Raw genomic sequence first — 14,065 nt, forward strand, 5'->3', positions numbered from 1 at the left:
CTAGCCGTTCAGCGCCATCGCCATGAAGACCGGCGCGCCGAGAATGCCGACCGCCGCGACGAGCGCAACAAGGCCGCCCAGAACGAGCAGCCCTTTGAGCGCGATGGATGTCTTGGCGGAAACTTGCATGCGCACAACCTAGCCTGATCAGACTCGCGCGGAAGGCGACATGTTGTCGCCGCGCCAATCAGGCCGCGCGCTGCGTCTCCTCCTCCACCAGCGAGCGGAACAGGGCGTGGCCGGCGATCATGCCGTCCGAGGTCGCCAGGGTGATGTTGGACGCGGCGCGGGCCAGGTCGCCGGCGGCGAAGACGCCCGGCTGGGTCGTCTGCTGCATCCCGTCCACCTTGATCACCCGGCCCATGGGCGTGTCGGTCATTTCGCACCCCAGGCGCTCGGCGAAAGGATTGCCGACCTGGATCTGGGCTCCGACGAAGAGGGCCTTCAACGCCACAAACCGCCCGTCGGCCAGGCGCGCGCCCGTCAGGGTGGGGGCGTCGCCCTCCAGCCGCTCTATGGGCGTGGTCTCGATGGTCACGCCGCGCCGGTACAGCAGATGGGCGTCCTCGGGCGACAGTCCGACCTCCAGCCCCATGAACAGGGTGACCTGGCCCCACTCCGCTACAGTGGCTGCGTACTGGACCGCATGGTCGCCGCGCCCCAGCACCCCGATCGAGCCGCCGCCGATCTCATAGCCGTGGCACCAGGGACAGTGGAGCGCCGTCCGGCCCCAGCGTTCCTTGACGCCCGGAATGTCCGGCAGCACGTCCTCGACCCCGTGCGACAGCAGCAGACGGCGGCCGGTGGTCCGCGTCCCGTCGGCGAAGGCGACCGAGAAGCCGCCCTCGATCCGCTCGACCTCGACCGCCTCGGCCATGCGGAAGGCGGCGGTGGGATAGGCGGCGACCTGGGCGCGGGCGGCGGCGGCGATCTCGGCCCCCGGCCTGCCGTCCTGGCTCAAAAACCCATGGGCGCGCGCGGCGAACCTGTTGCGCGGCTTTCCGTCGTCAATGACCAGCACCCGGCGACGGGCGCGGACCAGTTGCTGGGCGGCGGACAGGCCGGCGTAGGAGCCGCCCAGGATCAGGGCGTCGTGCGGCATGGGCTCACTCGGGACGATGGAGGTTGAGACGGGCATTCAGCAGATCCTTTTTGGGTGGTCGGCCATTCGGCGCGCGAAGTCCGCCGCCAGATCGGCCAGGGTGATCTCGTTCAGCCGTGCGACCAGCAGGGCGCGGGCCTCGGCGTAGGTCTCGGCCAGAGCGTCGTTGACCGCCGCCTCGACCAGGCAGCCGTCGGCCTCGACCGGCGGGGTTTCAGGGAACAGACCGGGCTCGCCCAGAGCGGTGTTGACCTGGCCCAGAGTGACCTGATCCAGCGGCCGGGCCAGCCGCCAGCCGCCGCCACGCCCCTTTTCCGAGACCACCAGCCCCTGTTCGCGCAGGCCCGCCATGGTCCGGCGCACCACGACCGGATGGGTCGACAGGCAGACGGCCAGCTGATCCGACGTCATGGATGCGCCGCTCCGCGCCTCGTACTCGGCCATGTGGAGCAGGGCGTGGAGGATGTTGGAGAGGCGGGAGTCCCTTTTCATGTAACTTCAATTGTTACGTGATAAGCCGATCGTCAAGACGGAGACGGCACTCTTTTTTCAAACGTGCGGCGCGACGTCGGTCAGAAAGGCGCGGAAGCGGCGCAGGGATTCCTCGGTCAGGTCCGGGTCGTGGCGCATCGGGCCGTTGTTGGTCGGTTCGTCGAAGGCGTGGGTGCCGGCGGCGACCCAGCTCTCGACCTCGGCGCCGCAGTTGCGGATCATGGCGTTGACCAGTTCGGCGTTGCGCACCGTGGTCAGATGGTCGCGTTTGCAGGTGACGGCCAGCACCCGGGGGCAATGCCGCCAGGGCTCCGGTTGAAGGCGAAGGGCCCTATATAGGGATAGGCCAGCCAGACGGCGCGAACACCCGACAGGTCGGCCGCACCGGGATCGGCCACGCCCAGGGTGTTGGGCGCAGGGTCGGCGCTCATCATCTCCATGATCGACCAGCCGCCGTGGCTCCAGCCGGCCAGGGCCAGCCGGGTCGCGTGCACGTCCGGGCGGGCCGAAATCCCCTGGATCGCCGCCAGGACGTCGCCGGCCCGCTCATAGCCCCGGAAGGCCAGGCCGGTGCAGACCGCCGTCAGGGTGAAGGCCCGGCCCCATCCGCGCGGCCCATAGGAATCGACGATGAAGGCCCGCCAGCCGGCCGCCTTCGCCGCCTCCGCATAGCGGGGCAGATGGCTGCGCAGACCGCCGCAGCCGTGGAACAGCAGGACCGCCGGGCGGGGCCGATCGTCGTCCGGGCCGACGATGGTCAGATGGGGTTCGAGGCGGGCCCAGCGGCGTTTCAGATCGTCCATCCTGGACATACGCCGCAGCGGCGCGCCGAAAACCAGCCCCCCTTGCGGATTTCGATATTTCGATATATCTGAAAACTTATGAATAGATATATCGAAAAGGAAGCGATGATGAGGACCACGGGGATGTTCCACGGCCGCAACGGATGCGGCGAAAAACATGGCCGTCACGGCGGCTTCGGCCACGCCTTCGGGCGAGGCATGCGCGGCGGACGCGGCGCGGGCTTCGGTCCGGGCTGGGGCGGCGAAGGGCGAGGGCGCGGCCATGGGCCCGGACGCCACGGCGGCGGCCGCCTGTTCGACCATGGAACCCTGCGCTGGGTTCTGCTGTCGCTGATCGCGCAAAAGCCCAGCCACGGCTATGAGCTGATCAAGGCGGTCGAGACGAAACTGGGCGGCGCCTATTCGCCCAGCCCCGGCGTCATCTATCCCAGCCTGACCCTGCTGGAGGAAATGGGCGCGCTGGAATCCGAGGCCCAGGGCGGCAAGAAACTCTATTCGATCACCGAGGCCGGGCGCGCCCTGCTGGCCGAGAACGAGGCGATCCTGCGCGCCGCCGAGGCGACGATGGACAAGTTCGCCGCCCGCGCCCTCAGGCCGACCGCCATCCAGGACGCCATCGGCCGCCTGCGCCACACGATTCACGGCCGTCTGACGGGCGAGACCGCCCTGACCGAGGCCCAGATTCAGGCCATCGCCGCCATACTGAACGAGGCCGCCGACAAGGTGGAACAGGCATGACCGGGCTCTTGCGCATCCCGCGTCGCGTGCGGCACGAACTGAAGTTCCGCACCCTGGCCGTCGCCTCGATCGAGGATCTGACGCCGACCTATCGCCGCATCGTGCTGGAAGGCGCGGATCTGGACGGCTTCGTCTCCCTGGGCTTCGACGACCATGTGAAGATCTTCCCGGTCGCCGAGGGTCAGGCGCCGGTCCTGCCGACGCTCGGGCCGGACGGTCCAGTCTTCGCCGAGCCGCGCCCGGTGATGCGCGACTACACCCCCCGCGCCTATGACGCCGCCGCCCGTCGCCTGACCCTGGACTTCGTCACCGGCCACGGCGGTCCGGCGACCGAATGGGCCATGGCGGCGAAGACCGGCTCGGTCCTGGGGGTGGGGGGGCCGCGCGGCTCCTTCATCGTCCCCACCGCCTATGCCGATCATGTGCTGATCGGCGACGAGACCGCCCTTCCGGCCATCGCCCGCCGTCTGGAGGAACTGCCCGCCGACGCACGCGCCCATGTGGTGGTCGAGGTTGCGGATATGGAGTCGACCTGGACCTTCGAAAGCGCCGCAGATGTCGCCTTTACCTGGGCGATCCGCGACGGCGCGCCCCGAGGCCGTTCCGACGCCTTGCTGACGGCGGCGGATCGGGCCCTGACCGAGGTGGATCGCAAGGACGCCTATGTCTGGATCGCCGCCGAATCCGCCGTGGCCAAGGCCCTGCGCACACGCGTGCTGGCGCTCGGCTTTTCGGCCAAGTCCGTGAAGGCGGCAGGCTATTGGCGCCTCGGCGGCGCCGGCGCCCACGAGGTCATCGAGGATTGATCCCCGCCACGCGCAGGGTCAGATTCAGCCGTCCCCCGCCCGGGATCAGGCGCGACGAGCCCGCCAGGACGCGGTCGACCCCGTGCCGGGCCAGTCGCGCCGGCCCGGTCAGGGCGCAGACGTCGCCGCTGTCCAGCCGCAGCGTCGCAGTGCGACCGCCCTCGACCGCCCCGATACGGAACAGGGCCGCCTCGCCCAGCGACACCGAAAGAACCGGAGCCGTCAGGTCCGCCTCGTCCCTGTCCTGGTGCAGGCCCATCTTCGCCCCCTCGCGGTACAGATTGACCAGACAGGCGTCCGGCTGCTGAGGCCCGCCGACGGTCGCCCGCCACAAGTCGAGCAGCACCGGCGGAATATCCGGCCAGGCCCGCCCGGTCTGCGGGTGCGTCGGCTGATAGCGATAGCCGCTGCGGTCCGAGACCCAGCCCAGCGGCCCGAAATTGCTCATCTGCACCGAAAACGGCCGCCCGCCAGGGGTGATCGGCCGATAAAGGGGCGCAGCCTCCAGACGCGCGAACACCGCATCGACCAGATCGGCCTGGGCCGGACCGTCCAGGGCGCCGGGCCACAGGCGGAAGCCTTGAACGGCGGTTTGGACCTCTGAAATCATGCTGAAACCGGGGACATGGCCTCATCCTGCGGGAAAACCGGGGCCGGCGCACCGCTGAATCGCAGAACGCCCTTGCAGGCCTAGGGGACTTTCCCATATCGGGGCCAGCTTCGGAGAAACCCCGAGAAGTTTGGGGCTATCCGGCACCATCACGCCAACCCACAGGGGGCGGTCACGCGCGGCGCTTCATCGAAGGCCGCCGCATCGCCCGCCGATACGGAGAGAACAGTACGCCCATGGCCAAGATTATCGGCATCGACCTCGGCACCACCAACTCCTGCGTGGCCGTCATGGACGGCAAGAACCCCAAGGTCATCGAGAACGCCGAAGGCGCCCGCACCACCCCCTCGGTGGTCGCCCTTCAGGACGGCGGCGAGACCCTGGTGGGTCAGCCGGCCAAGCGTCAGGCCGTCACCAACCCGGCCAACACCTTCTTCGCCATCAAGCGCCTGATCGGCCGCAACTTCGACGATCCCGTCGTGGCGAAGGACAAGGGCATGGTGCCCTATGAGATCGTCAAGGGTCCGAACGGCGACGCCTGGGTGCGTGCGCACGGCAAGGACTATTCGCCCCAGCAGATTTCGGCCTTCACCCTGACCAAGATGAAGGAGGCCGCCGAGGCCTATCTGGGCGAGAAGGTGACCCAGGCCGTCATCACCGTCCCGGCCTATTTCAACGACAGCCAGCGCCAGGCCACCAAGGACGCCGGCAAGATCGCCGGGCTGGAAGTCCTGCGCATCATCAACGAGCCGACTGCGGCCGCCCTGGCCTATGGCCTGGAGAAGAACGACGGTCAGAAGATCGCGGTCTATGACCTGGGCGGCGGCACCTTCGACGTCTCCATCCTGGAGATCGGCGACGGCGTCTTTGAGGTGAAGTCGACCAACGGCGACACCTTCCTGGGCGGCGAGGACTTCGACCTGCGCCTGGTCGACTATCTGGCCGACGAGTTCAAGAAGGAGCAGGGCGTCGACCTGCGCCAGGACAAGCTGGCCCTGCAGCGCCTGAAGGAAGAGGCCGAGAAGGCCAAGAAGGAACTGTCCTCGACCACCCAGTACGAGGTCAATCTGCCGTTCATCACCATGAACGCCTCGGGCCCGCTGCACCTGAACATCAAGCTGTCGCGCGCCAAGTTGGAGGCCCTGGTCGACGACCTGGTCGCCCGCACCATCGAGCCGTGCAAGAAGGCCCTGGCCGACGCCGGCCTGAAGGCGTCGGACATCGACGAGGTCGTCCTGGTCGGCGGCATGACCCGCATGCCCAAGGTTCAGGAGGCCGTGAAGGCCTTCTTCGGCAAGGAGCCGCACAAGGGGGTGAACCCCGATGAAGTCGTGGCCCTGGGCGCCGCGGTTCAGGCCGGGGTGCTGCAAGGCGACGTCAAGGACGTGCTGCTGCTGGACGTGACGCCCCTGACCCTGGGCATCGAGACCCTGGGCGGCGTCTTCACGCCCCTGATCGAGCGCAACACCACCATCCCGACCAAGAAGAGCCAGACCTTCTCGACCGCCGACGACAACCAGTCGGCCGTGACGATCCGGGTCTTCCAGGGCGAGCGGCCGATGGCGGCGGACAACAAGCTCCTGGGTCAGTTCGACCTGATGGGCATCCCCCCGGCGCCGCGCGGCATGCCGCAGATCGAGGTCGCCTTCGACATCGACGCCAACGGCATCGTCAACGTCTCGGCCAAGGACAAGGCGACCAACAAGGAACAGTCGATCCGCATCCAGGCCAACGGCGGCCTGTCGGACGCCGACATCGAGAAGATGGTCAAGGAAGCCGAGGCCAACGCCGCCGCCGACAAGGCCCGCAAGGACCTGGTGGAGGCCCAGAACGCCGCCGACAGCCTGATCCACTCGACCGAAAAGGCCCTGGCCGACCACGGCGACAAGGTCGAGGCCGACGTCAAGACCGCGATCGAGACCGCTCTGGCCGATCTGAAGACCGCCCGCGAGGGTACGGACGCCGAGGACATCCGCGCCAAGACCAACACCCTGGTGCAGGCCTCGATGAAGCTGGGCGAAGCCATGTACGCCGCCCAGCAGGGCGCGCCCGCCGAAGGCCAGCCGGCTGACGACGGCGTGGTGGATGCGGAGTTCGAGGACGTCTCGGACACCGACGAGAAGAAGAGCGCCTGATCCGCAACAGGTCGCTGAAATGATACGGCCCCGCTTGTCTTGCGATAGGCGGGGTCTTTTCATGAAACTTGCATCAAGCGTTCCGGCCCCCATGTCAGCCGGGACACCGCCTCTTCCAGAGCCCGCAGAGGTTCGGGCCGGGCGGCAGGGGAAGTAATGAGGACTGACGCCCGATGGCGCGTGACTATTACGAAATTCTGGGCGTCGAGCGGACGATCGACGCCGCCGGCCTGAAATCGGCCTATCGCAAACTGGCCATGATCCATCACCCGGACCGCAACGGCGGCTCGGAAGAGTCGATGGCCAAGTTCAAGGAGATTTCCGAGGCCTATACGGTCCTGTCCGACGACCAGAAGCGGGCGGCCTATGACCGGTTCGGCCATGCCGGGGTCAACGGCGGGGGCGGCGGCAATCCCTTCGGCCAGGGCCAAGGCTTCTCCGATCTGAACGACATCTTCTCCCAGGTCTTCGGCGACGCCTTCGGGGACGCCTTCGGCGGCCGCCAAGGCCGGGGCCAGCAGGGCGGACCGCGCCGGGGCTCCGACCTGCGCTACGACCTGGAGATCTCGCTGGAGCAGGCCTATCGCGGGGCCGAGGTCCAGATCGACGTCCCCGCCACCCTGACCTGCGAGACCTGCGAGGGCTCGGGGGCCAAGCCGGGCACCAAGCCGGTCACCTGCACCACCTGCAACGGCGCGGGCCGCGTGCGCCAGGCCAACGGCTTCTTCCAGGTCGAGCGGACCTGCCCCCGCTGCCACGGCGCGGGCCAGATGATCGCCGACCCCTGCCCCGCCTGCCACGGCCACGGCCAGGTGCGAAAGACACGCACCCTGAACCTGAAAATTCCCGCCGGCGTCGACGACGGTTCGCGCATCCGCCTGACCGGCGAGGGCGACGCCGGCCAGCGCGGCGGCCCGCGCGGCGATCTGTACGTCTTCCTTTCTGTGACGCCGCACGACCTGTTCGAGCGCGACAACCTGGACCTGCTGGTCACCGTGCCTGTGCCGATGACGGTGGCGGCCCTGGGCGGCGAGATCGACGCCCCCTGCCTGGTCTCCGACGCCTGTGACGGCAAGTGCAAGGCCGCCGTCCAGGTGCCCGCCGGCGCCCAGACCGGCAAGACCGTCCGGATCAAGGGCAAGGGCATGCCCCATCTGAACGGCCGCACGCGCGGCGATCTGGTCGTCGAACTGTTCGTCGAGACCCCCACCGACCTGACCCCTCGTCAGAAGGAATTGCTGCAAGAGCTTGCCCTGTCCTTCGGCGAGGCGCAGAACCCCCGGAATTCCAGCTTCGCCGGCAAGGCGAAGCGCTTCTGGGCCGACATCCTGGGCAGCCAGGATGCGGACGGGTCGAAAGAGAACGCGGCTTGAGCGCAATCTTCCACGCCGGCATTTCCGGCTATCGCGGCCGGATGGGCCGCGCGGTGTCACAGGTTCTGGATGCGCGCGAGGACGTGGTCGTCGCCGCCCGGTTCGACTGGGGCGAGACGGCCGACATCTCCCTGTGCGACGTCATCATCGACTTTTCGACGCCCGACGCCTCGGTCGCCCTGGCCCAGTCTGCGGCCGAGCGCGGCGGCCCGGCCCTGGTCATCGGCTCCACCGGCTTCACCCCGGCCCAGGAGGCCGAGCTGATGAGGGCCGCCGAGAAGATCGCCATCGTCAAGAGCGGCAACTTCTCCCTGGGCGTGAACATCCTGATCGGCCTGGTCCAGCACGCGGCCCAGCGTCTGGACGCCCAGGACTGGGATATCGAGATCACCGAGGCCCACCACCGCCGCAAGGTGGATTCTCCCTCGGGCACCGCCCTGATGCTGGGCGAGGCCGCCGCCGAGGGCCGCTTCACGGACCTGGCCGAGATCCGCTCCAAACCCTATGACGGCGTCCAGGGCGAGCGCGAGACCGGCAAGATCGGTTTCTCCTCGATCCGGGGCGGCGGAATCATCGGCGAACATACGGTGCTGTTCGCCTCTGAGGACGAGGTCCTGACCCTCAGCCATTCCGCGATCGACCGGTCGCTGTTCGCCAAGGGCGCGGTCGCCGCCGCCGCCTGGGTTCGCACCCGCCGACCCGGCCTTTACGACATGCAGGACGTGCTGGGCTTCCGTCAGGCTTGAAGCCGCGCCTGGCCCCCCGAGCCCGCTGAACTCAGTGCAGCACCCTGCGCCGCCCGAAGGCCGTGCCCGTCAGCAAGGTCTTGATGAAGAAGAAGACGGCGATGACGATGGCGTAGCCCAGGAACAGGGCCAGACCCGTCAACCAAAAGCCCGCCGTCAGGATAGCCGGCAGGGCGAAGTCGCCGCCGTTCAGGACGGGAAGGACGGCCACGACGATCAGATGAACCAGGGTCGCCCCCAAGGCCGTCGATCCCAAGGATCGCCAATCGACCATCATCAAAGCGGCGATCACGGCGATGATCAGACCCATGACCTGATTGACGCCGTCGAAACCGGCGCTGGCCAGGTTGAACAGGCCGTTGAGGAACTGACCGATCTGATCCAGCAGATTTTCCATAGAGCGCCTCCAACCCTGTCGATGTTGCAGCGAAGCTTGCCGATCCGGAGGCTTAACGCGGCCGGATGGAAATCGCTCCGCCGGGGTGGGCGGCGGCGACGGGAAGGCCTATGGGTTCGTCCGACAGGAGCGGCATGAGCAAGACGACCGGAAGCGAAGACATTGCGAGGGGCATCGCCCTTCGGATCGCCGCGGCGGGCGCCTTTTCCATCATGGCGGCGGTTCTGAAACTGGCCTCCCTGGACGGGGTCACCGCGCCGGAGATGCTGTTCTACCGCGCCTTCTTCGGCCTGCCGGTGGTGTTGATCTGGGTGCTGACCCAGCCGGGCGGACTGGCGGGCCTGGCCACGCGCCGCCCCCTGGCGCATCTGGGCCGCAGCGCCCTGGGCGTCGCCTCCATCCTGTGCGTCTTCCAGACCCTGACGCTTCTGCCGCTGGCCGAGGCCACGACCATCAGCTTCACCGCCCCGATCTTCGCCACCATCCTGTCCTTCCTCATTCTGAAGGAGGCGGTCGGCCCCCGGCGCTGGGCGGCGGTAGCGGTCGGATTCATTGGAGTGCTGATCGTCACCCGCCCCCTGTCGCTGGTTTCCGGGGCGGACTCAGCCCCCTTGCCTTTGGCCGGCGTCGGCTTCGGCCTGGCCGCCGCCCTTCTGACGGCGGCGGTCACGATCACCCTGCGGCAGCTGCGCGACACCGAACATGTGGCGGCGATCGTCTTTTGGTTCTTCGTCTGCTCGTCCATCGTCGGCGCCCTGCTTCTGCCCTTCGTCGGCCGGATGCACGCCCTGACGACCTTCGCCCTCCTGGCCGGGTCGGGCCTGGCGGGCGGCGTCGCCCAGCTGTTGATGACCGCCTCCCTGCAAAAGGCGCCCATCGCCGTCGTGGCCCCGTTCGACTATCTGCAGATCCTCGGCGCCGTCGCCTTCGGCGCCTGGCTGATGAAGACCACCCCGACCGCCGACACCCTGGCCGGCGCCGCCCTGATCGCCGCCAGCGGCCTCTATACGGCTTGGCGTGAACGTGTCCGCCGCCGCCAGGCCCTGTTGCAGACGACCGCCCCGCCCGTCTGAGGTTTACACACTGCGGTTTCGGCCCTAGACAGCTTAGCTGTGACCCTCTCCATGACCAAAGCGATTACCCTGAAAACCACCGGCTTCGGCGGGGCGGTTTCGGGTATGCGCGAGGTCTGAAGCGCCCACTCGAACCCAGCCCCGCCGATGCGCGGGGCGGTCGATCCGGCTGAACCCCGCGCCTCCATCCTCCCAGGAGACGCCTGAATGTCCTTTTCCCCGTCCAACCCGCCCCACGTCGGTATCGTCGGCGCCACCGGCCTCGTCGGCGAGATGATGCGCGGCCTGCTGGCCGAGCGGAACTTCCCTCTGGCCTCGCTGCGCCTGTTCGCCTCGGCCCGGTCGGCCGGTAGGACGATCCGCTTCGGCGAGACCGAGATCGTGGTCGAGGATGCGGCGAGCGCCGACTACGCCGGTCTGGACATCGTCTTCTTCTCGGCCGGCGGGGATACGTCCAAGGCTCTCGCGCCCAAGGTGGCCGCCGCCGGGGCGGTGGTGATCGACAACTCCTCCGCCTGGCGCTCTGATCCGCAAGTGCCGCTGGTGGTCGCCGAGGTGAACCCCCACGCCTTGGCGAACCTGCCCAAGGGGATCATCGCCAACCCCAACTGCACCACCATGGCCGCCATGCCGGTGCTGAAGCCTCTGCACGACGCGGCGGGGCTGAAGCGTCTGACGGTCTCGACCTATCAGGCTGTCTCGGGCGGCGGGATCGAGGGCATCCGCGTGCTGGAGGACCAGTCGCGGGCGGCCGTGGGACAGGGCGCGGCCCTGGCCCGCGACGGCGGGGCCGTGGACTTCGGCGGGCCGGAAAAGTGGGTCGTGCCGATCGCCGCGAACGTGGTGGCTCTGAACTACAAGCTGGGCGAGGACGGCTATACCGACGAGGAGCTGAAGCTGCGCGACGAGAGCCGCAAGATCCTGGACATTCCCGGCCTGCCGGTCTCGGGCACCTGCGTCCGGGTGCCGGTCTTCACCGGCCACTCCCTGTCGATCAACGCCGAGTTCGAGCGCGCGATGTCGGTCGAGACGGCGCTGGACTTGCTGGCTCAAGCGCCGGGCGTGGTGGTCACGGCCGTGCCGAACCCGCTGGAGGCCGCAGGCCAGGACCCAGTCTTCGTCGGTCGGGTGCGTCCCGACCCGACGGTCGAGCACGGCCTCGCTTTGTTCGTCTCGAACGACAATCTGAGGAAGGGCGCGGCCCTGAACGCGGTTCAGATCGCCGAGGTGCTGGTTCAGCAGCGCGGCTGACCGGTCTAGGCGGGGTTCAGTCGTAGCGCACGCCGCTGAGATAGAGCCCCGCCGAGGGGGCGACGGGGCCGCACCGGGCGCGGTCCTTCGCCTCCAGCGCCGCCTTGACGTCATGGGCGGTCCAGCGGCCCAGGCCCACCTCGACCAGGGTCCCGGCCATCGACCGGACCTGGCGGTGCAGGAAGCTGCGGGCCTGGAAGACCAGATGCACCTCCTCGCCGAACCGGCTGACTCGGGCCACGTCCAGGGTCTTGACCGGCGACTTGGACTGGCAGCCCGCGTCGCGAAAGGTGGTGAAGTCGTGCAGGCCGACCAGGACCTGGGCCGCATGGTGCATGGCCTCGGCGTCCAGGGGCTTCTTGACGTGCCAGACCCGGTCCCGCTCCAAAACGGGTTGAGGCCGGCGGTTCAGGATCCGGTACAGATAGCCCCGGCCGGTCGCGGAGAACCGCGCGTGCCAGTCGGGATCGGGCGCGTATTCGGCCGACAGGACGCAGACGTCCTGTTTGATCAGATGGGCGTTGACGGCGTTCAGCACCTTATCGACCGGCCAGTCCCGCTCCAGATCGGCATGGATGACCTGGGCCGTGGCGTGAACGCCGGTGTCGGTGCGGCCGGCGGCGGCGATCCGCACCCGCTCGCCGGAGAAGGCCTGTATGGCGGCCTCGACCGCGCCCTGAACCGTCGGCTGGTCGTCCTGGGCCTGGAAGCCGTTATAGGCCGTGCCGTCGTATTCGAGGGTCAGCTTGTAGCGCGGCATCAGCCGAGCACGGTCCCGGCCGGCAGAGCAAAGCCGCGCAGCATCTCATCGACGCCTTGCGCCGCCTTGCCCTCGCGCTGAACCCGGATCAGGCGCACCGCGCCGGTCCCGCAGGCCACGGTCAGGGCGTCGTCCAGCACGGTTCGAGGCGCGCCCGATCCCTCCGCCAGGGCCGACAGCAGGGCCTTGATCCGAACCGGGCCGGCTTCCGAGGGGGCCTCGAACCAGGCGCCGGGGAAGGGCGACAGGCCGCGGATATGGGCGTCCACCTCGGCCGCCGGGCGGGTCCAGTCGATGCGGGCCTCGGCGGGGGTGATCTTCCGGGCGTAGGTGGGTTCGCCGACCTGTTCGGTCGGCGTCACCCCTCCCCGATCGATGGCGGCCAGGGCTCGGGGCCACAGGGCGGCGCCGACATGGGCCATGCGCTCGGACAGGCTGGCGGCCGTGTCGTCGGGCCAGATGTCCATGATTTCGCTGAGCAGGATCGGCCCTTCGTCCAGGCCCAGGCTCATCTGCATGATCTGGACCCCTGTCTCGGCGTCGCCGGCCATAATGGCCCTCTGGATCGGCGCGGCCCCGCGCCAGCGGGGCAGCAGCGAGCCGTGCAGGTTCAGGCAGCCCAGCCGGGGCGCGGCCAGCACCTCGGCGTTCAGAATCTGGCCGTAGGCGACGACGCAGGCGGCGTCGAGATCCAGGCTCTGGAAGTCGGCGACGGCCTCGGGCGACTTCATGCTCTCGGGCGTGAAGACCGGCAGGCCCATGGTTTCGGCGAAGGCGTGAACCGGCGACGGCGTCAGCTTCTGGCCCCGGCCCTTCGGGCGCGGCGGCTGCGAATAGACGGCGACGATCTCGTGGCCCGAGGCGAGAAGCTCGGCCAGGGACGGCACGGCGAAATCTGGAGTTCCCATGAAGGCAAGGCGCATGGGCTCGCCTTTAGAGGTTTACTGCCAGCGGGTGAAGACGCCGCCGCCCTCATCCCATTCGCCGCCGGCGTCCAGGGCGTCGTCGAAATCGAGCAGCCGGTCCAGCAGCAGGCCCGCCACCACGCCCAGCAAGGCCACGCCGGCGAGGGTCGCGACCCCGGCGACGCCGATCTTCTGGCTGCGGGTCAGGCGACGGCGCCCTTGGGTGTCGATCACCAGGGACTGGCCGCGCCGGATGGGGCGAGGGTTGCGCTTCGTCATCAGGCGGCGATCCTGTCCTTGGCGGCCTTCTTGACCTTGGTCACGGCGCGTTCCCGCTTCAGCCGCGACAGGTGGTCGATGAAGAGCACGCCGTTAAGATGGTCCATCTCGTGCTGGATGCAGACGGCGTAGAGGCCCGAAGCCTCTTCCTCCACCGACTGACCCTCACGGTTCAGATAGCGAATGCGAACGCGGGCCGGCCGTTCCACCTTGTCGAAATACTCGGGAATGGACAGGCAGCCCTCTTCGTAGGTGTAGAGCTCGTCCGAGGCCCACAGGATTTCCGGATTGGCGAAGAAGCGCGGGTTGCGGCGCGCCTCGGCGGCCTCCGGCGTGTCTTCCTCTTCCGTTTCGCAGACGGTTCCGTCGCGATCGCCCAGGTCCATGACGATGACCCGGTCCAGGGCGCCGACCTGAACGGCGGCCAGGCCGATGCCCGGCGCCGCGTACATGGTCTCCAGCATGTCGTCCATCAGGGCGCGCACGGCGTCGTCGACGCCCGCGACGGGCTTGGAGACCTGTTTCAGGATCGCCAGGTCGGCGGCGTTGTCGATGGTGAGGATACGTCGGATGGCCATGGTCGGGACGTAGGCGC

18 protein-coding genes are annotated in these 14,065 nt (G+C 68.6%); 7 read left to right on the forward strand and 11 right to left on the reverse strand.

All coding sequences use genetic code 11. From position 1 onward, the window contains the following. From BSP_RS16460 to BSP_RS02465, 5 genes are read right to left on the reverse strand one after another with little or no spacing between them, the layout of a single operon-like run. A complete protein-coding gene (locus BSP_RS16460; RefSeq protein WP_255478926.1) occupies nt 1-129 on the reverse strand; it encodes a hypothetical protein in 129 nt (42 codons plus the stop codon). 58 nt (nt 130-187) lie between these two features. After that, a complete protein-coding gene (locus BSP_RS02455; RefSeq protein WP_227976018.1) occupies nt 188-1,138 on the reverse strand; it encodes an NAD(P)/FAD-dependent oxidoreductase in 951 nt (316 codons plus the stop codon). Then, nucleotides 1,139-1,594 carry an Rrf2 family transcriptional regulator gene (locus BSP_RS02460; RefSeq protein WP_054764309.1) on the reverse strand — a complete coding sequence of 152 codons (456 nt, stop codon included), beginning with the start codon at nt 1,592-1,594 and terminating at the stop codon, nt 1,139-1,141. It lies immediately after the preceding gene. 57 nt (nt 1,595-1,651) lie between these two features. Next, entirely contained in the window at nt 1,652-1,882 is a 231-nt protein-coding gene (locus tag BSP_RS16285) for a hypothetical protein (protein WP_227976019.1), read from the reverse strand. Further along, on the reverse strand, nt 1,849-2,397 hold the full coding sequence (locus BSP_RS02465; RefSeq protein ID WP_227976020.1) for a dienelactone hydrolase family protein: 549 nt from the start codon (nt 2,395-2,397) through the stop codon (nt 1,849-1,851). The genes BSP_RS16285 and BSP_RS02465 overlap by 34 nt, the downstream gene beginning before the upstream one ends. 105 nt (nt 2,398-2,502) lie before the next feature. Between BSP_RS02465 and BSP_RS02470 the strand changes: the two genes are divergently transcribed. Further along, entirely contained in the window at nt 2,503-3,135 is a 633-nt protein-coding gene (locus BSP_RS02470; RefSeq protein ID WP_227976021.1) for a PadR family transcriptional regulator, read from the forward strand. Then, entirely contained in the window at nt 3,132-3,941 is an 810-nt protein-coding gene (locus BSP_RS02475; protein ID WP_054764311.1) for a siderophore-interacting protein, read from the forward strand. The genes BSP_RS02470 and BSP_RS02475 overlap by 4 nt, the downstream gene beginning before the upstream one ends. Here the strand turns inward: BSP_RS02475 and BSP_RS02480 are convergent. Beyond that, nucleotides 3,928-4,551, reverse strand: a complete 624-nt coding sequence (locus tag BSP_RS02480) for an alpha-ketoglutarate-dependent dioxygenase AlkB (RefSeq protein WP_054764312.1) — start codon at nt 4,549-4,551, stop codon at nt 3,928-3,930. The two genes, BSP_RS02475 and BSP_RS02480, sit on opposite strands and share 14 nt — an antisense overlap. 236 nt (nt 4,552-4,787) lie before the next feature. Between BSP_RS02480 and dnaK the strand changes: the two genes are divergently transcribed. The 3 genes from dnaK to dapB all read left to right on the forward strand — a co-directional run bounded on the left by dnaK (nt 4,788) and on the right by dapB (nt 8,805). Beyond that, nucleotides 4,788-6,686 (forward strand): molecular chaperone DnaK, encoded by a 1,899-nt coding sequence (dnaK, locus tag BSP_RS02485; RefSeq protein ID WP_152949185.1) that lies wholly within the window; start codon nt 4,788-4,790, stop codon nt 6,684-6,686. 173 nt (nt 6,687-6,859) lie between these two features. Further along, nucleotides 6,860-8,059 carry a molecular chaperone DnaJ gene (gene dnaJ / locus BSP_RS02490; RefSeq protein ID WP_054764314.1) on the forward strand — a complete coding sequence of 400 codons (1,200 nt, stop codon included), beginning with the start codon at nt 6,860-6,862 and terminating at the stop codon, nt 8,057-8,059. Next, the gene (dapB, locus tag BSP_RS02495; protein WP_152949186.1) at nt 8,056-8,805 is read left to right on the forward strand and encodes a 4-hydroxy-tetrahydrodipicolinate reductase; all 750 of its coding nucleotides are present in this window, start codon (nt 8,056-8,058) and stop codon (nt 8,803-8,805) included. Before dnaJ ends, dapB begins: the two co-directional genes overlap by 4 nt. Before the next feature lie 31 nt (nt 8,806-8,836). Here the strand turns inward: dapB and BSP_RS02500 are convergent, their stop codons facing one another. Continuing rightward, complete coding sequence (locus BSP_RS02500; RefSeq protein ID WP_152949187.1) at nt 8,837-9,202, reverse strand: hypothetical protein; 366 nt, start codon at nt 9,200-9,202, stop codon at nt 8,837-8,839. 134 nt (nt 9,203-9,336) lie between these two features. On the opposite strand from BSP_RS02500, the gene BSP_RS02505 reads away from it, so the two are divergent. Continuing rightward, on the forward strand, nt 9,337-10,275 hold the full coding sequence (locus BSP_RS02505) for a DMT family transporter (protein ID WP_152949188.1): 939 nt from the start codon (nt 9,337-9,339) through the stop codon (nt 10,273-10,275). Between the two features lie 207 nt (nt 10,276-10,482). Next, on the forward strand, nt 10,483-11,526 hold the full coding sequence (locus tag BSP_RS02510; RefSeq protein ID WP_152949189.1) for an aspartate-semialdehyde dehydrogenase: 1,044 nt from the start codon (nt 10,483-10,485) through the stop codon (nt 11,524-11,526). A 16-nt stretch (nt 11,527-11,542) separates the two neighbouring features. On the opposite strand, the gene truA is transcribed toward BSP_RS02510, so the two are convergent. The 4 genes from truA to def are packed head-to-tail and all read right to left on the reverse strand — an operon-like array spanning nt 11,543 to nt 14,048. Then, a complete protein-coding gene (truA, locus tag BSP_RS02515) occupies nt 11,543-12,286 on the reverse strand; it encodes a tRNA pseudouridine(38-40) synthase TruA (RefSeq protein WP_152949190.1) in 744 nt (247 codons plus the stop codon). Further along, nucleotides 12,286-13,209 carry a methionyl-tRNA formyltransferase gene (gene fmt, locus BSP_RS02520; RefSeq protein ID WP_152949191.1) on the reverse strand — a complete coding sequence of 308 codons (924 nt, stop codon included), beginning with the start codon at nt 13,207-13,209 and terminating at the stop codon, nt 12,286-12,288. Before fmt ends, truA begins: the two co-directional genes overlap by 1 nt. An 18-nt stretch (nt 13,210-13,227) precedes the next feature. Then, entirely contained in the window at nt 13,228-13,470 is a 243-nt protein-coding gene (locus tag BSP_RS02525; protein ID WP_054764322.1) for a hypothetical protein, read from the reverse strand. Further along, complete coding sequence (def, locus tag BSP_RS02530) at nt 13,470-14,048, reverse strand: peptide deformylase (RefSeq protein ID WP_152949192.1); 579 nt, start codon at nt 14,046-14,048, stop codon at nt 13,470-13,472. The genes BSP_RS02525 and def overlap by 1 nt, the downstream gene beginning before the upstream one ends. Between the last annotated feature and the right edge of the window lie 17 nt (nt 14,049-14,065).

Origin of the sequence: Brevundimonas sp. Bb-A (genome assembly GCF_009394735.1) — a bacterium.
Lineage (GTDB): Bacteria > Pseudomonadota > Alphaproteobacteria > Caulobacterales > Caulobacteraceae > Brevundimonas > Brevundimonas aurantiaca.